This is a genomic window from Serratia liquefaciens, from assembly GCF_027594825.1.
GTDB lineage: Bacteria > Pseudomonadota > Gammaproteobacteria > Enterobacterales > Enterobacteriaceae > Serratia > Serratia liquefaciens_A.
The window spans coordinates 5189516-5205658 of the sequence record NZ_CP088930.1; the positions used below are offsets into that span (position 1 = coordinate 5189516).

At 57.2% G+C, this 16143-nt stretch carries 15 protein-coding genes; 4 read left to right on the forward strand and 11 right to left on the reverse strand.

Going from position 1 to position 16143, the window contains the following annotated elements; all coding sequences use genetic code 11:
- Positions 1-3: 3 nt before the first annotated feature.
- The 6 genes from LQ945_RS24070 to yebS all read right to left on the reverse strand — a co-directional run bounded on the left by LQ945_RS24070 (position 4) and on the right by yebS (position 7257).
- Positions 4-501: a spore coat U domain-containing protein gene (locus LQ945_RS24070; RefSeq protein ID WP_269934652.1), complete on the reverse strand. Its 498-nt coding sequence runs from the start codon at positions 499-501 to the stop codon at positions 4-6.
- 38 nt (positions 502-539) lie between these two features.
- A complete protein-coding gene (locus tag LQ945_RS24075; RefSeq protein ID WP_269934453.1) occupies positions 540-1043 on the reverse strand; it encodes a spore coat U domain-containing protein in 504 nt (167 codons plus the stop codon).
- A 2-nt stretch (positions 1044-1045) separates the two neighbouring features.
- Entirely contained in the window at positions 1046-1582 is a 537-nt protein-coding gene (locus LQ945_RS24080; RefSeq protein ID WP_269934454.1) for a spore coat U domain-containing protein, read from the reverse strand.
- Positions 1583-1870: 288 nt separating this feature from the next.
- Positions 1871-3307 carry a 16S rRNA (cytosine(1407)-C(5))-methyltransferase RsmF gene (gene rsmF / locus LQ945_RS24085; RefSeq protein WP_270101909.1) on the reverse strand — a complete coding sequence of 479 codons (1437 nt, stop codon included), beginning with the start codon at positions 3305-3307 and terminating at the stop codon, positions 1871-1873.
- 103 nt (positions 3308-3410) lie between these two features.
- On the reverse strand, positions 3411-6041 hold the full coding sequence (locus LQ945_RS24090) for a PqiB family protein (protein ID WP_270101910.1): 2631 nt from the start codon (positions 6039-6041) through the stop codon (positions 3411-3413).
- Positions 6010-7257, reverse strand: coding sequence for a membrane integrity lipid transport subunit YebS (gene yebS, locus LQ945_RS24095; protein WP_044552899.1), 1248 nt, complete (start codon positions 7255-7257; stop codon positions 6010-6012). The genes LQ945_RS24090 and yebS overlap by 32 nt, the downstream gene beginning before the upstream one ends.
- 245 nt (positions 7258-7502) lie before the next feature.
- Here yebS and LQ945_RS24100 point away from each other — a divergent pair, with 245 nt between their 5' ends.
- The 4 genes from LQ945_RS24100 (at position 7503) to LQ945_RS24115 (ending at position 11345) form a co-directional block, all read left to right on the forward strand.
- Positions 7503-8000, forward strand: coding sequence for a GAF domain-containing protein (locus LQ945_RS24100; protein WP_270101911.1), 498 nt, complete (start codon positions 7503-7505; stop codon positions 7998-8000).
- Positions 8001-8095: 95 nt separating this feature from the next.
- Entirely contained in the window at positions 8096-8806 is a 711-nt protein-coding gene (gene proQ, locus LQ945_RS24105) for an RNA chaperone ProQ (protein WP_020826550.1), read from the forward strand.
- Positions 8807-8825: 19 nt separating this feature from the next.
- Positions 8826-10862: a carboxy terminal-processing peptidase gene (gene prc, locus LQ945_RS24110; protein WP_182823806.1), complete on the forward strand. Its 2037-nt coding sequence runs from the start codon at positions 8826-8828 to the stop codon at positions 10860-10862.
- Between the two features lie 99 nt (positions 10863-10961).
- Positions 10962-11345 (forward strand): DUF4260 domain-containing protein, encoded by a 384-nt coding sequence (locus LQ945_RS24115; protein ID WP_270101912.1) that lies wholly within the window; start codon positions 10962-10964, stop codon positions 11343-11345.
- 32 nt (positions 11346-11377) lie between these two features.
- Here the strand turns inward: LQ945_RS24115 and LQ945_RS24120 are convergent, their stop codons facing one another.
- Genes LQ945_RS24120 through LQ945_RS24140 form a run of 5 tightly spaced genes read right to left on the reverse strand, consistent with a single transcriptional unit; the run spans position 11378 to position 16142 of the window.
- Entirely contained in the window at positions 11378-12223 is an 846-nt protein-coding gene (locus LQ945_RS24120; protein ID WP_270101913.1) for a DMT family transporter, read from the reverse strand.
- Entirely contained in the window at positions 12220-13527 is a 1308-nt protein-coding gene (locus tag LQ945_RS24125) for an opine metallophore biosynthesis dehydrogenase (RefSeq protein ID WP_270101914.1), read from the reverse strand. The genes LQ945_RS24120 and LQ945_RS24125 overlap by 4 nt, the downstream gene beginning before the upstream one ends.
- Positions 13520-14314 (reverse strand): SAM-dependent methyltransferase, encoded by a 795-nt coding sequence (locus tag LQ945_RS24130; RefSeq protein ID WP_270101915.1) that lies wholly within the window; start codon positions 14312-14314, stop codon positions 13520-13522. Before LQ945_RS24130 ends, LQ945_RS24125 begins: the two co-directional genes overlap by 8 nt.
- Complete coding sequence (locus tag LQ945_RS24135; protein ID WP_270101916.1) at positions 14302-15087, reverse strand: ABC transporter ATP-binding protein; 786 nt, start codon at positions 15085-15087, stop codon at positions 14302-14304. Before LQ945_RS24135 ends, LQ945_RS24130 begins: the two co-directional genes overlap by 13 nt.
- Positions 15084-16142 (reverse strand): FecCD family ABC transporter permease, encoded by a 1059-nt coding sequence (locus tag LQ945_RS24140; RefSeq protein WP_182823796.1) that lies wholly within the window; start codon positions 16140-16142, stop codon positions 15084-15086. The genes LQ945_RS24135 and LQ945_RS24140 overlap by 4 nt, the downstream gene beginning before the upstream one ends.
- Position 16143: the final 1 nt, after the last annotated feature.

The window sequence follows — 16143 nt, forward strand, 5'->3', positions numbered from 1 at the left end:
AGCTTAATAACTCACTGTTAATAAGACCGTATCGCTATAGGTGCCACTGGTGGGCAGGATACTGGTCGACATCAAACGGGCATAGATTTTGATTTCCTGCGTGCTGCCGGTGCTGGACACCGTCTGTGCAGTACCGCCATTGCTGCCGTCTCCCCATAGGGTGGAGTAATTACTGTCTTTGTAGAGTTGATAAACCAGCGTTTCCAACGTGGTGGCGTTTTGCAACTTTCGACCTGCGGAAATGGATCCCGTTACGTTATTGCCCACATTCAGCGCCAGCGTGACACTCTGGCCCGGATTGCAACGAATCACTACCGATCCCGCCCCCGCGCTGGAGACGATGCTGATATTGCTGCTCAGCGAGGATACCTGGCCGAAGCTGAGGGTACCGAAAGTTGTCACATCGGTTACACCGCTGCCCAGAACGCAGCCCTTGATAATGGAGGCATTGACCGTGAAGGCCTGGCTGGTGGTGTCGGCAGAAGCCCCACCGGCACTCATCAGGCCCGCCAGCAGTAAGCAGGTCTTCGCGTTTTTCATTACCAATTTACCGTCACCTGCACCGTGTCGGAGTAGTTTCCCGTCGCCGGAGTCGCTTGTGCGGGCACCAGGCCATACACCGGTAGCCAGGTGGTTTGTCCGGTGGCGGTCATAGACACACCGGTCACGTTATCCCAGATCAAGGTGTGGGCCGCGTTGGTGTACAGGTTATAACTGACTTTTGCGCCTGCGGTATTTTGCATATAACGTGCTGCCGTATTGCCACTTTGTCCACCGCTGAGCAACACCGTATAGCTGGTTCCATTGTTGCAATTCACCTGTAACGCCCCGGCGTTTTGTTGGCCAGTAACCGGTACGGCAGTGTTGAGGAAATACACCGTGCCGAAATTAAGCGTGCCAAAACTGGTGTTGCCACCGCTGGTGGTCCCCGCCACACAGGATTTCACCAGTGTGGCGTTGACCGTAACGGTTGCCGTTTTTACATCGGCACGACAAGTGACAACGACCAACAATGACAGGCAGGCGCCGATCAGACGCAGCATGATTACCAGGTTACCGTCATGGTCACCGTATCGTTATAGGCTCCTGCGGCAGGGGTAGTGCCAGAGGACGGGACCAAGCCATAAACCGTCAGCGGAACGGCCGACCCCGTGCCGGTACCGGCCAGAACCCCGGTGGTGCTATTCCACGCGACAGTATGCGCGGCATCCTGATAGAGGTTATAGCTGATGTAGGCGGGAACGCTGCTGGCCATGCGACGCTGACTGCCAGTAGGGGTTAAACCGTTGTCCAGGGCCACGGTATAGGCGGTGCCGTCGGTGCAGTTCAGTCCGATGGAGCTGCCTGCGCCGGCGGTACCGGTTGAACTGGCCGTAATGATGTTGGCCAGAGAAGAATAAGTGCCGAAACTGATTGCGCCGAAGTTGTTGACGGTGCCGGTTGAAGTACCACCGGTGACCACACAACCATTACCGATAGTTAACGAGACGCCGAGCGTGCCCTGAATGGTGCCTGCGTTGGCTGCACCACTTGCGCACAGCAAGGTGGCTGCCGAGGTCAATGCCATCAGAATTTTCTTCATGTCTTTTTCCTTGCTGTGTAAAGGTGAGCCCCAAAAGACGCCATCCAGAAAAGGATAAACGCATTAATTTATTTACAGTTTAATTAATAGAATAAGAACCGGAAATTGTCTTGGTAGCGGCGCGAAAATTTTCTTTGTTTTTGAAAGAGGTCGCTATCTTCCAAAGGGCGGGGGTGATAATACCGATAGGATAAAATGATTAGAATAATAATATTCGCCTGTCGGAATATTATTAGCGGTATTAACTGGCCGAGCGTTTCCCGGCCAGCATTGCGTCAATTTCTGGAATTACTGATGAAAATCCAACGCGCCGTCGCGAACCAGTTCACGTGGCAGGTTGTTTTTTATCCGGCTGCCGATCCGTTTGGCGATCCCCAACGGTTGCTGCTGATAGGTCACAATGCATTCATCGGTCAGCGGCGGCACGTCCGGGTAAAGGTCGCGACCGTGGTACCACTCCTGCGCCAGTGCGGCATCCAGTTCAAAGCATTGCTTGCCGTCGGCAGCCGCCAGCGCGATGACAGCTTCGTGCTGCCAGCGGTAGCCTTTGGTGAACCGTTCGGCCAGCTTCAGCCCGATGCGGGAGAAGCGCACTTTGTTAACCAACGCTTCCAGCTCGGCAGGGAACAGCCAAATCTCTTTATCACGTGCCCACAGGCGGCTGGTTTCATCCCAGACCAACCCGGAAGCGGCGGCGGCCTGGGCGACTTCCGCCGAGTCCTTACCGGAAAGCGGCGCGAACGGGAATTTGCCCAGCTTATAGTTTGGTTTCGCCAACGCGGGCACGGAGTGATGTTTGCGCAGGCGGGCCACGAAGAAACCTTCGCTGTCGTAGATCTGCGGGAACACGTGCAGGAAGCCTTCGGCGGTCAGGGCTCGTTTTGCTCCTGGGAACAGTTCACCCAATGGCTCGATACTGACCGCGTCGCCATAGGTCGTCAGCAACCCATTGACGATCTGCTGATTTTCCTGCGCGTTGAGCGTGCAGGTGGAGTAGACCATGACGCCACCCGGCGCCAGAGCATGGAAGGCGCTGTCGATCAGCTCGCGCTGAGTCTCGGCGATGGAAGCTACGCTCTCCGGCGACCAGTTGCTCATGGCGTCCGGATCTTTGCGTACTACGCCTTCGCCGGAGCAGGGTGCATCCAGCAGAATGGCATCAAAGCTTTCCGGTAGTGCGGCGCCGAATACCCGCCCATCAAAGTGGGTCAGGGCCGTGTTTTTAACGCCACAGCGGCTGATGTTGGCATGCAGCACCTTGACCCGGCTGGCGGAGTATTCATTCGCCACAATACCGCCCTGATTGTTCATCAAGGCCGCAATCTGGGTGGTTTTGGAGCCCGGTGCGGCGGCAACGTCCAGTACCCGACGCGGCGTTTCCCCTGCGGCGAACAGTGCGCTGACCGGCAGCATCGAGCTGGCTTCCTGAATATAAAACAGGCCGCTCAAGTGTTCCGCCGCGCTACCCAGCCGCAGCTCCTCGTCCTTGCGTTCGATCCAAAAGCCTTCCGCACACCAGGGGACCGGCTCCAATTGCCAGTCGTAATCCTGCACCAGCGTCAAAAAGTCGGCAACGCTGATCTTCAGCGTATTGACTCGCAGGCTGCGGCGCAGCGGGCGTTGGCAGGCGGCAATAAAATCGTCCATCGACAGGTCGGCGGGCATGATGGCGCGCGTCGCGTCGAGAAAGGCGGGCGGCAAATAAACGGAGGCAGGTTTGGCCACGGGGTGAGCTCTCTGGCAGCTGTCAAAATAAGGGCGGGAGTTTACCACAAAGCTGGAAACAGTAGGGGCCCAGCATTGCTGAACCCCTGAGAAGGCAAGAAATTTACTCTTTAGGGATGGCGGTGCCCCAGTCTCTCCAGTCCTTGGGTTCCTCCGCATTCAGCATAAAGTGCTTGTGCGGTGTGGCCTTAGGCGCCAGCGGAATGCTTGGCGGGGTGGCGAAAGCAATGCCGCCGCGAATGAACTGCTGGAAGGTGCCGCTCTTGATCACGCCGCCGGTCAGGCCGAACTGCAGGTTATAACCGGAGGCCTGCCAGAACACGCTGTTGTTGCGAACCAGATATTGATATTTCTTACTGATGCGCAGCGCCACGTGGATGCGATCGGACATGGCCCCCAGATAGAAACCGGTGACGGTGCCCACTTCCACGCCGCGGAACAGCACCGGGGTACCAATCTGCAGCGAGCCGGTTTCGGCCGCGTCAAGGATCACACTCAGACCGTCCAGATAGCGCGAGTCGGTGATGCTGGCTTCCTGCAGCTCAAAACTGCGCAGTTCACGGCCGCGACCGGGTTCTACGTTGATATAAGGCTGCAACAGGGTATCGAGGTTGCTGACCCCGGCGGCGGAAATCTCCGGTGAGACAATCGAGAACCGACTGCCCAGGCGCGCGAAGGTCTGGACGTATTCCGGATACAGCACCGCCTTGGCCAACACTTCATTTCGCTCTGGCGCCAGCTTCAACGAATCCACCTGACCGATATCGATACCGAGATAGCGCAGCGGCATACCCGGCGACAGTTTGCTGGCGTCGTAGGTTTTCAGGATAATCTGGCTACCTACTGCACGGGCCGCGGTTTCCGTGGCGTACAGCACGCGTTTGGCGCCTTTGTCGAGCGTCACACCCTGCAGGTTGTCGAAGCTGATGGCGCCTTTCAACGCGCGGTTAAGCGGGGATGCTTGTACAGTCAGGCCGTTACCGTTCAACTGGACTTTGGCCCCGCCTTCGGCCCAGAAGATACTTTCGCTGGTCAGCAGCTTGCGGTATTCCGGGCTGATGTAGACATCGACCTCAAACTCGTTGGCTTTCGGCCGCACGTTAACAATTTCACCCACCTGGAATTTACGGTACAGCACCACCGATCCGGCCTGTACGTCCGGCAGGCTAACGGCGTTCAGCGTCAGGGTAGGGGTTGGGTTGTTGCCGACGATGCCGGCTTCGGCTTTTTCGCTGTTGCCATACAGTGGGTACTGGCCGACAGGATCGCCTTTGCTGCCGGGAATGATGCGCACGCCGCCGTCCAGCCATTCCTGTGCGCTGGCACCCAGCACTTCCATGCCATCCAGCCCCAGCTTGACGTCGACGCGGCTGTTGACCACGAACTTGCTGTCTTTATGCAGCAGGCGGCGATATTGGGCTTCGACGGCGGCGGTGAACACCACGCCGCTGTCGGTCAATGCGCGGCTCATTATCTGGCCGACCTTGACGCCGTGAACCACCAAGGGTTGGCCGACGTCGATGCCGTAGCTTTGCGGCGCGTTAAGCGTTACGGTCAGCACGCCCGGCTGTTGCAGCAGGGTTTCGCTGCTGTCCAGCACGTTGAAATGCTGCTGTGGCTCGCCTTCGCCCGGCACCAGCTCCAGCGTATTGCCGGTCAGTAACTGGCTGAGTTTGGCATCGTTCAGGCTAAGACGCGGACTGCGCATGACGATCCGCGTACCGCTGCGCATTAAATCCACCACCGACGGATCGATAGTCAGCTCGCCGGTGACCTTGCTGTCTTGTTCCAGCGTCAGCTTGGTCAGGGTTCCCACCTGCAGTCCCTGGTAAATCAGCGGCGTGTGATTTTCACTCAGGCTATTACCGCTAGGCAGATCGAGCGTAATATTTACGCCGCGCTGGCTGTGCGCCAGATCCGGGTACAGGGTATAGCTTTGATCGGCCTTGGCCTGCTGGCCGTCGAGCGGGGAATCAAAGGCGATAGCGCCGTTGACCAGCGCGGGCAGGCTTTCCATCTGCACCGAGGCGCCCGACAGGCTGAAATCGCCCTTAAAGCCCGAGACGTTCCAAAAACGGCTGCTGCTCTTCACCAGATTGGCAAAGCGGCGATCGATCAGCACATCAATAGTGACGCCTTTATTCCCTTCGGAGATGGTGTAGTCATACACTTTACCGACCGGAATTTTACGGTAATAGACCAGCGAGCCGCTGTTGAGCGAACCCAGATCGTCGGCGTGCAGGTGAATCATCAGCTCGCCGGTGTTCAATCGGTATTTGGGCTGGGTATCGAGGGCGGTGAAGTGGGTTTGCGGCTGCCCGCTGCCCGGCATCATGCCTATATAGTTACCGCCGACCAGAGCGTCGAGGCCGGATACGCCCGCCAATGAGGCTTTTGGCGTGACCAGCCAAAACTGGGTGCCGTCGCGCAGCGAGTCTTCCAAATCGCTCTTGATGCTGGCTTCGACCACGATGCTGTGCAGATCCTTGCTCAGGCTGATGCTTTGTACGGTGCCGACCTCTACCCCTTGATAGCGCACCGGGGTACGGCCGGCGACGATGCCTGCCGCAGACTGAAAATCAATGGTCACCGTGGTGCCGCGTTCCTGGAAATTGCTATAGACCAGCCACCCCGCAATCAGCAGGGCTATAAATGGCAGTAACCAGAATGGCGAAATGCGGCGCTTGTTTTTGACCCGCGCTTCAGTCGGTGTATTCGGCGTTTCCTGTTGCATGTGCATCCCAAATCAATCGGCTATCCAGCCACTCTACGGCAAGAATAGTTAAAATAACCGCAGACCCAAAGTAAAAGGCTGCCGGTCCCATAGTAAAAGATAACAACTGGTCGCGGTTCACCAGCGACATCATCAGTGCAATAACGAATAAGTCGAGCATCGACCAGCGGCCGATCCAGGTCACCAGCCGCAGCAGGCGGATCCGCGTTTTCAGGCTGTGCGAGGTCTTGAAGTGAATGCTGAACAGCAAGGTGATCAGCACAATGACCTTGGTAAAGGGTACTAGCACGCTGGCGATGAAGACGATGGCGGCGATCGGTGCATTGCCGGAGGTTGCCAGCGAGACCACCCCAGAGAAGATGGTGTCTTCCATCCGCGCGCCGTTGGCGTAAATAATCGATATCGGCAGCAGGTTGGCCGGGATCAGCAAAATCATCGCCGCAATCAGCGCCGCCCAGGTTTTTTGCAGGCTGTAGGGCTGGCGGTGGCACATGGGCACATGGCAGCGCGGGCAGCGTCCGCGCTCGTCGGGGTAACCGGTGAAGTGGCACGACAGGCAGATGTGCAACGCCGTCGGCGGGCCTTCCGGCTGCTCTTGCGGATAATAGCGTTCCCACAGCTGTTCCAGGTTAACGTGGATCAGCGTCAGGATGCTGAGCAGGGTGAGCGACAGGTAGGCTATCAATGCGCTGCCGGCCTGGATATCCGCGTACTCTTTGACCTTGATGGTCGCCACTGCCATGCCAATCAGATAAATATCGAGCATGACCCACTCTTTTAGCCGTTCCAGCATCAGCAGCACCGGGCGCAGGTTCATGCCCAGCGCATGGCCGAAACGCAGGTACAAAATCGACAGCGCCAACGTCAGTGGAGCACCAATGGTGCAGAACGCCACCATGCTGGCGGTGATAGGATCGCCCTGGCGGCTCATCTGCCAGATGCCCTCGAGCAGGCTGGCGTCGATGCGAACCCCCAGCAAACGGATGCTGATCAGCGGTTCGCTGAAGGCAAAGGGCATCAGCAGCAGCATGGTCACCGCCATGGCGGTCAGGCGGGTCATCGACCAGTCGCGTCCGCTGACCACCTTGGCATCACAACGCGGGCAGTAGGCCGCCTGTTTGGCGCTCAGCGGTGGCAGTACAAACAGCAGGTCGCACTCGCAACAGCGCTGGTGGCGTGCTTTGGAAAGTGGGCCGGTGATCGCGTGTATTTTCATCATGACAAAAGCTGCCCTAAAGCTCGCCGCAACTGTTAGCGTAGCTGAAAAATAAATCTGTCCGTGCCTTATAAGGTCAGGCGCCGGGCGGCAAAACAGGGTTTCTGACCGGCAAACATACCTTGCCCGGTAGGGTTTTGTGAAGCAACAGATGATTAACCTTGTGGCTATAGGCATTTAATGCTTATTTTATAGGGCTTAAGACTTGGGCTTCTGGCCATCTTCACGGTATTAATGGTTAACACATGACAAAAGAACAATTCTACGCGGAATTAAAACGTGATCTGTGCGCGCTGCTTGACGGGGAAACCAACTTTATCGCCGCGTTGTCCAACGCCAGTGCGTTGTTCAACGAGCGTCTCGACGACGTCAACTGGGCCGGTTTCTACCTGATGGAAGGCACCCAATTGGTGCTCGGGCCGTTTCAGGGGAAAATCGCCTGCGTGCGCATTCCGGTAGGCAAGGGCGTGTGCGGTACCGCGGTGGCGGAAAACCGCGTGCAGCGCGTTGGCGATGTCCACGCGTTCCCGGGTCATATCGCCTGTGACGCGGCCAGTAATGCAGAAATTGTGCTGCCGCTGAACGTAGGCGGTCAGATTATCGGCGTTCTCGATATCGACAGCACAGTTTATCAACGTTTCGACGAACAGGACGAAAGGGGCCTGGAAGCAGTGGTGGCGGGGCTTTGTGCGCAGCTGGAACAGTGTGATAGTGCGAAATATGTCACTGTGGCAGCAAGTTGATCTACGGTTAACGTGGCATTTACCGATGGCGTCATTATAATGACGCCTGTTCATGCCTGCGCTGGTTGGCAAACCCGTTGTAATCAGGAAATTTCATGGAAAATCAACCTAAGTTGAACTCTAGTAAAGAAGTCATTGCTTTTCTTGCCGAGCGTTTTCCGCTCTGCTTTAGCGCCGAGGGCGAAGCTCGCCCATTGAAAATCGGTATTTTTCAGGATCTGGTCGAGCGTGTTCAAGGGGAAGAGAACCTCAGCAAAACGCAATTGCGTTCTGCCCTGCGCCTGTACACCTCTAGCTGGCGTTACCTGTACGGCGTCAAAGTTGGCGCACAGCGCGTCGATTTAGACGGCAACCCGTGCGGTGAACTCGAACAGCAGCATGTCGATCATGCCCGCCAACAGCTTGAAGAAGCGAAAGCGCGCGTTCAGGCACAGCGTGCCGAACAAAACGCCAAAAAACGTGAAGCTGCCGGCGAATCAGCCGATGCGCAACCGCGTCGTCCACGTCCAGCCGGTAAAAAACCTGCTGCACGTCGCGAAGGCGGAGCCGCACCGGAGAACCGCAAGCCGCGCCCACAAACTCGCCCACAGCCCGCTCGCCAACCTCGTGAAGTCAAAGAGGAAAGCCAGCAGCGCCATGTGCCAGTCACGGATATCTCTAAACTGCAAATTGGCCAAGAAATCAAAGTCAGAGCAGGCAAGAGCGCGATGGATGCTACCGTACTCGAAATCGCTAAAGATGGCGTACGTGTGCAGCTCTCTTCCGGTCTGGCGATGATTGTGCGCGCAGAACACTTGCAGTTCTGATACGGAGGCCAACCAAGGCATGAACAAATTTGTCAGATTAACAGCAGTCGCGGGTCTGTTGTGGGCGGGCGTCAGTTACGGAGCGGACACAGCCAACATCCGCATCGATCAACTGCCCCAGCTTAAGCAGGAACCGCAACATGCAACGGTGAGTGAGCGCGTAACTTCGCGCTTCACTCGCTCTCATTACCGCCAGTTTGCCCTCGATGCGGACTTTTCAGGCAAGATCTTCGATCGTTACCTGAATATGCTGGACTACAACCATAACGTGTTGCTGGCCTCCGACGTGGCGCAATTCGCCGACAAGCGCAACCAGCTTGGCGAAGAGCTGAAAAGCGGTAAGCTGGATACGCCATACGCGCTGTACAATCTGGCCCAAAAACGCCGTTTTGAGCGGTACACCTATGCCTTGTCGCTGCTGGAAAAGCCAATGAGCTTCACCGGCAACGACACTATCGATCTCGACCGCAGCAAAACGCCGTGGCCGAAAGACAAGGCCGAACTGGACAGTCTGTGGGATGCCAAAGTCAAATATGACGAGCTGAACCTCAAGCTGACCGGCAAGACCGATAAAGAAATTCGCGAAACGCTGACCAAACGCTACCAGTTCGCTATCAAGCGCCTGACGCAAAGCAACAGCGAAGACGTATTCCAACTGGCGATGAATGCCTTTGCGCATGAAATCGACCCGCACACCAATTACCTGTCCCCGCGCAATACCGAACAGTTCAACACCGAAATGAGCCTGTCGCTGGAAGGCATCGGTGCGGTATTGCAGATGGATGACGATTACACCCTGATCAATTCCATGGTGCCGGGCGGCCCGGCGGCGAAGAGCAAGGCGATCACCGTGGGTGACCGCATTGTCGGCGTTGGCCAGGCGGGCAAACCTATGGTTGATGTCATCGGCTGGCGTCTGGACGATGTGGTTTCGTTGATCAAAGGGCCGAAGGGCAGCAAGGTGCGCCTGGATATCCTGCCTGCGGGCAAGGGCACCAAAACCCGCGTGGTGACGCTGACCCGCGAGCGCATTCGTCTGGAAGATCGCGCGGTGAAAATGACCATCAAGACCGTCGGCAAAGAGAAAGTCGCGGTGATGGACATTCCTGGCTTCTACGTTGGCCTGACCGACGATGTGAAAGTTCAGTTGCAGAAGATGGCCAAGCAGAACGTCAAGAGCCTGATCATCGACCTGCGTACCAACGGCGGCGGCGCGCTGACCGAGGCGGTGTCGCTGTCCGGTCTGTTCATCCCGAGCGGCCCGGTGGTGCAGGTGCGTGACAACAACGGCAAAGTGCGTGAAGACGCTGACACCGACGGCGTGACCTACTACAAAGGGCCGCTGGTGGTGCTGGTTGACCGCTTTAGCGCCTCGGCTTCCGAGATCTTTGCTGCCGCGATGCAGGACTACGGCCGCGCGCTGATCGTCGGTGAACCGACCTTCGGTAAAGGGACCGTGCAGCAGTACCGGTCGCTAAACCGCATTTACGATCAGATGCTGCGTCCGGAATGGCCGGCGTTGGGCTCGGTGCAATACACCATTCAGAAGTTCTACCGCGTGAATGGCGGCAGTACCCAGCGTAAAGGCGTAACCCCGGATATTCTGATGCCGAGCGGCATCGATCCGGCGGAAACCGGTGAAGCCTTTGAAGATAACGCGATGCCGTGGGACAGCATCAACGCGGCGACCTACACCAAAACCGGCGATCTGAAGCCTTTCGATCCTGAATTGCTGAAAGATCACGAGCAGCGTATCGCCAAGGATCCTGAGTTCCAGTACATCGCGCAGGATATCGCGCATTACAAGGCGCTGAAGGACAAGCGCAACATCGTTTCACTCAATCTTGCCCAGCGCGAGAAAGAGAACCACGATGATGACGCTACCCGTCTGCAGCGAATTAATGACCGCCTGCAGCGCGCCGGTAAAAAGCCGTTGAAGAAGCTGGAGGATTTGCCGAAGGATTACCAGGAGCCCGACCCATACCTGGATGAAACCGTGCATATCGCTCTGGATCTGGCGCACCTTGAACAGGCGCAGCCAGCGGCGGCGAAGTAACGTCGGCGAGCATCAAAAAAGGAAAACGCACCTTCGGGTGCGTTTTTTTATGGGGGCGGCCAGGGCCCAAGTCGAAATTAAACGTTTTGTGAGGTCACGATGAGCGACTTGAGCCCGCCAATGCGCGCCGTACTTCGTTTTGAAGCCGTGCTGGTGTTGATACTGTCCGTGGTGATATACCACGGACAACACTACAGCTGGGGGCTGTTTGCCGCCTGTTTCCTGATCCCCGACATCTCTTTTCTGGCCTATGCATTGGGTAAAAAAGCGGGGGCCATCGGCTATAACATTGCCCACTCTTATATTGGACCGGCGTTGTGCGGCCTGGTATTTGCAGGAACCCAACAGCCACACTGGTTGATGGCGGCGTTGATTTGGGGCGCGCATATCGGCTTTGACCGCGCCTTGGGTTACGGACTGAAATACGTTAGCGGCTTTGCCAATACCCATTTGGGCAGGCTGGGACGTAAACCACAGCGTTGAAATACCGGCCCCACGAAGTGTGAGGCCGGTGTTCAGACCGCCTTCTTGCGGTTGCGTAAGCCCAGTTGAATACAGGACACCACCACCAGCAGGCAACCCAGCATCGACAGCAGTAGCGGTACCTCATGCCAGAACAGCCAGCCCCAGGCGATATTGAAAACGATGCCAATGTAGCGCACCACCGACACCACAATCAGGTTATCTGAAGAGAAAGCCTGGGTTAAGACGACCTGCCCCAGCAATGACACCAGCGCAATGGCAATCAGTATTGCGAGCTGATAGCCATTGGGCCAAACAAACTCTCTCCACATCAGCGGGATGGAGATCAGCGTTGCGATAAACAGGAAATAGAACACGATCTCAAAGTTGTGGTGCCGTTGACTGAGTTTATTGACCGACAAATAGGCAATGGCAGCAAAGACCGCACTCATGACCCCAACCAGCGACGCCAGAGTATAGGTGGAGAAATTCCACGGTCTGATCAGCAAGATTGCGCCAACCACCACCAGCGTCAGCCAGAAGGCGGTACTTAAGCTGACCCGTTCGCCAAGCACCAGCAGTGACAGCAGGATTGAAAAAAACGGCGATAAATAGGCCAGCATGCTGGCGTCGGCCAACGTCAGATGAGCAATGCTGTAAAAATAGCAGATCAGATACAGCGCCCCCATGGTCCCGCGTAAAACCAACAGAGGCCGATCTTGGCGGCTAAAGCTGACGCAGTGTCGGTACATCAACAGCGCTATCAAAAGACAGCCAATGCTGCTGCGAAAGAACACGATCTCGCCGGTGGGGATCTCATCGGCGATGGTTTTGACCAGCGCATTCATGATGCTAAAAATCAATGAAGCGAAAATCGCCAATAGTGCGCCCCGGTTCATTGCTGTTCCTGCCATTGCTGATATGTGATTTGCGCCTGTATGGCGCAATGGTCGCCCAGTAATGAGCTATGGCAATTCTCGGTACCGACTTGGTCAATAAATGCCTGTAGCGCCTGTTGGAAACGCACCAATAGCCGTTGGGCGGTTGGCATGGTCACGCCAAGATGATCGGCCAGTAGCCCCAGAGTACGCAGTTTATGCACGTCCTCGAGGGGCACGCGCGGCAAATGCCATAACCCGTTCGCATCCTGGAATACGCCGGCGACCCTTACGGCTGAAAAGTCATAAAATCGGCCCTGTGCGTCGGGTTCGGAATAGGGATCAACCAGCAGGGCGGTGTAGCGGACAAACAGCGCGTACTGTTGTTCCAGAGGAGCAAGCTGCGGGAATTCGTCTATCCAGCGACGATTTACCATGCTGGCGGGGACCGGGTAATTGTCGTCATTCAGAAAGCGCAGCAGATTGATCTCGTCAACGCCCAGCCGGTTGAGCAGTTTTTTATAGTCTTCTGCCAGGCCGAGCATGTCGGCGATGACGCCGGGGCAAATCGGCCCTTCGGGTTGGGTTTTATACAGATACTGTGCGCGCTGTTGCGGTTGAAAAATCACCTGCAGCGTGGTGTCGGCCAGCGCCAGCGGAGGATGGACATAGTTGGTGATGCTAAAGCGCTCGGCCTCGAGCAGATTACGGCAGCGAAGGGTCGCGATATTGTGGCGCGACAACACGGAGGTCAGCCATTCGAGTTCGCTGAAGCCATGCTGTGCGCCCGTTGCGGCGACATAGACACGCTGTTTAAAGGCTTTGGTATAGACGCTGTAGGGGGTTGCCGCATCATGGTACTTGGTGTCAGCGTAATAACTCGACAGGCTGATGATATCCACAGAAGGGTAGCCCGCGGCGGTTAGCAGGCTTTGCACCATCAGCCCGGAACCGATGGACGGCGATAGCAAAACCACCGAATGCAGCTGCGGTAGCGCTCCCCAGGGCACCTGTTTCAGCACGTCATAATACTGATCGGCCGGGACAGCGAGTACCAGTCGTTGCCAATTGCCCCCTGCCTGGCTCAGGTTGTCGATATAGCTATCGATATGCACCCGACATTTCCCCTGGGTTTTCTGCGCTTTGCCGGTGGCCTCCACCAGCAGGTCAGGCGTCTGCGCCAGATGCAGACGCAGACGCTCGCCTTTGATGCTGGGGCGGTTATAGAGCCCGATGCTGGCGGGGCCTGCGGCTTTGATGTCGGCGGCCAATTGAAATGCCGCCGGCCCGGCGCCTAAAATCAGGGTTGAGAAAATATTATTCATGGCGGTGGGACTCCAGGATCATGAGGTCATAAAGCGGGGTGGTGACCGGTTTGCCGACTGCGCGCCAGTGAGTCCCGGCAATCTGATGGTGGTAAGGGCAGTTGAAAATCGATTTAAGGCCGTTGCCGTAGCGCATCAGCAGTTTGCCGTCTTTAGCCAGGCAACGGCTCAGTTGGGGCAAGAGCGTCTGCTTATCCGCTACCAGTGACGCGACAATGATGTGGTCAACGCGGTGCCCCAGCACCTCGAGGCTGTCGATACACTGAATCTGCTGTTCGAGGCCGAGATGGCGAATCAAACGCCGCGCCAGTTGTTGTGCGGCGGGATCGCAGTCGTAGCAAAAGACGGTGGCGGCCAGTTTGGTGACCAGCGCCACTGCGGTGGTCGGCAAGGCGCCGCTGCCGACCAGCAACACCTGTTCACCGGGTTTTATGCCGGCCTGAGCAATCTCCAACTGGAGGGCCCGATCAAAGCTGCTCAGATAGGCATTGGATTGTGCCGGTTGGCTGCACAAGGCGCATACCCGATGCTTTTCGTAGTCGCACAACGCGGCATTGGCGACATCGCGCAGCTGGGCGATTTGTGCCGTGACAGCTTCGTCACTCTCCAATCGTGGCCGATAAGGCTGTAGTTGCGGCTGATGATTGAACGCCTGCAAACGGCTGAATCGACATTCCAGCAGGCTAAAATGCGTCTGATCCTGCCGGGCGAACTGATGTAGCCTGCTGATTTCCTGTTGTAACCCGGCCAGTTGCGCCAGCGCTTCCGCTTTCATCAGGGTGTACATGTGTTTTCTCCATGAGTGGGCAGCAGTTGGGTTGGCAGCAGATAGCGATAGCCCAGAGGGCTCACGCCGCTTTCAATACCCACGCCGAATGCCTGGGACATCATCGGATGTTCCATCATCTGCTGTGCCGCGCCATGACAGGCGACGCGGCCGTCTTGTATCAGGGTGAGCGTCTGGCAAAATCGCAGGGCCAGGCCCAGATCGTGAATAACCATCAGCGTGGTGCACTGATGGCGTTGGCTGTAATCGGCAATTTTGTGCAACACGCGCAGCTGGTGGCTGATGTCCAGGGCGCTGGTGGGTTCGTCCAGAAGAATGATCTGCGGGCGCGAGACGAAAGCCTGCGCCAGCATGACCAACTGCCGTTGACCGCCGCTGAGCCGGTTGAATGGCTGGGCGGCGAGATCGGCGATGCCGCATTCCGCGAGGGCCTGTTCAACCGCCTCTGCCTGGGCAGCGCTGACGCGCCAGCGCAGCTGCCGTACCTTGCCGAGCAACACCATTTCAAAGACGGTCAATGCGGAATCGCTGCGGTTGAGCTGCGGAACGTAGGCGACCGGCGTCGTTTTCGGGTTTAGCGCTTGTTGCCGATATTCAACTTTTCCGCTGGCCGGCAGCATGTGGTTAATGGCCTTTAACAACGTGGATTTTCCGGCGCCGTTGGGGCCAATAATGCCGCTGAGCTGTGCAGCGGGCCAGGTCACGGAAATATCGCTGAGCAATTGGCGCCCGTGCAGCCTGACGCCGAGGCCGGTGAGAGTCAGCTGCGTCATGGGCGTTTTACCTGTTTGGTGACAAAGTAGAACAGTACCGGCACGCCGATCAGCGCAATGATGATACCGATCGGCACTACGCCATTGGGCAGGATCAGCTTGGAGATGATCGAGGCACACACCAGCAGCAGGCTGCCACACAGGGCGGAAATGCAGATCAGATAGCGTTGGTCTTCGCCTACCAGCAGGCGGGCGAAGTGGGGAGCCACCAGTCCGACAAAACCTATGGTGCCGACGAACGACACCGAGGCGGCGGTCAGCAGCGTGGCCAGCAAAAAGATCAGCTTGCGCAAGGCTCCCACGTTAATCCCCAACCCCTGCGCCTGCTCTTCACCGGCGGAAAGGGCAGTGAGTCGCCAGGCCTGCTGCAGGCAGATCGCCAGCGCGCAGCCCAACACACAGCTGGTTATCAGTACGCCGTGCAGGGTGGCTTTCAACAGGCTGCCGAAAAGCCAGAACACGATTTGCTGCATGGCCTCGGGAGAAGCAAGAAACAGCATCAAGGATTGCAGCGACTGGAAGAAGAACAGCACCACGATACCGCTTAGCACCAGGATCTGCGGCGTCATGCCCTGCCGCTTTCCCATCAGGTAGATCGGGATACAGGCCAGCAGTGCCATCAACGAGGCCAATATCGGCGTTCCCAGCGCCAGAGTGCCGCCTATGCTGAAGCCGGTGAGGATCGACAGCGCGGCGCCAAACCCGGCCGCCGCAGAAATGCCCAACGTATAGGGGCTGGCGAGCGGGTTGGCCAGCACGGTTTGCATCAGCAGGCCCGCCAGCGCCAGGCTGGCACCGACCACCACGGCAGTCAGGGTCATCGGCAGTCGAATGGACCAGAAAATGACTTGATGCAACGCGTCTTGTGGCTGCGAAGAGGGTAAAAACAGCCGCAAGACGTCGAATGGGGTTAGGTCAGCGGCGCCGATGACCAAATCGATAAGAACAGCGGCCAACAGCGCGCCGATCAGTGCCAGGGTCAGCAGCCAGCGGCGCAGCAACAACTGCCGTAACAGTTGTTGCCCCGGGACGATAGCGGGAGAAAGGGAGGACATG

Bases quoted from the DNA above. Each gene is read 5' to 3' on its own strand.
- LQ945_RS24070 (WP_269934652.1), bottom strand. From the start codon at position 501: ATGAGTGCCGGTGGGGCTTCTGCCGACACCACCAGCCAGGCCTTCACG.
- LQ945_RS24075 (WP_269934453.1), bottom strand. From the start codon at position 1,043: ATGCTGCGTCTGATCGGCGCCTGCCTGTCATTGTTGGTCGTTGTCACT.
- LQ945_RS24080 (WP_269934454.1), bottom strand. From the start codon at position 1,582: ATGAAGAAAATTCTGATGGCATTGACCTCGGCAGCCACCTTGCTGTGC.
- LQ945_RS24090 (WP_270101910.1), bottom strand. From the start codon at position 6,041: ATGCAACAGGAAACGCCGAATACACCGACTGAAGCGCGGGTCAAAAAC.
- yebS (WP_044552899.1), bottom strand. From the start codon at position 7,257: ATGAAAATACACGCGATCACCGGCCCACTTTCCAAAGCACGCCACCAG.
- LQ945_RS24100 (WP_270101911.1), top strand. From the start codon at position 7,503: ATGACAAAAGAACAATTCTACGCGGAATTAAAACGTGATCTGTGCGCG.
- proQ (WP_020826550.1), top strand. From the start codon at position 8,096: ATGGAAAATCAACCTAAGTTGAACTCTAGTAAAGAAGTCATTGCTTTT.
- prc (WP_182823806.1), top strand. From the start codon at position 8,826: ATGAACAAATTTGTCAGATTAACAGCAGTCGCGGGTCTGTTGTGGGCG.
- LQ945_RS24115 (WP_270101912.1), top strand. From the start codon at position 10,962: ATGAGCGACTTGAGCCCGCCAATGCGCGCCGTACTTCGTTTTGAAGCC.
- LQ945_RS24120 (WP_270101913.1), bottom strand. From the start codon at position 12,223: ATGAACCGGGGCGCACTATTGGCGATTTTCGCTTCATTGATTTTTAGC.
- LQ945_RS24125 (WP_270101914.1), bottom strand. From the start codon at position 13,527: ATGAATAATATTTTCTCAACCCTGATTTTAGGCGCCGGGCCGGCGGCA.
- LQ945_RS24130 (WP_270101915.1), bottom strand. From the start codon at position 14,314: ATGTACACCCTGATGAAAGCGGAAGCGCTGGCGCAACTGGCCGGGTTA.
- LQ945_RS24135 (WP_270101916.1), bottom strand. From the start codon at position 15,087: ATGACGCAGCTGACTCTCACCGGCCTCGGCGTCAGGCTGCACGGGCGC.
- LQ945_RS24140 (WP_182823796.1), bottom strand. From the start codon at position 16,142: ATGTCCTCCCTTTCTCCCGCTATCGTCCCGGGGCAACAACTGTTACGG.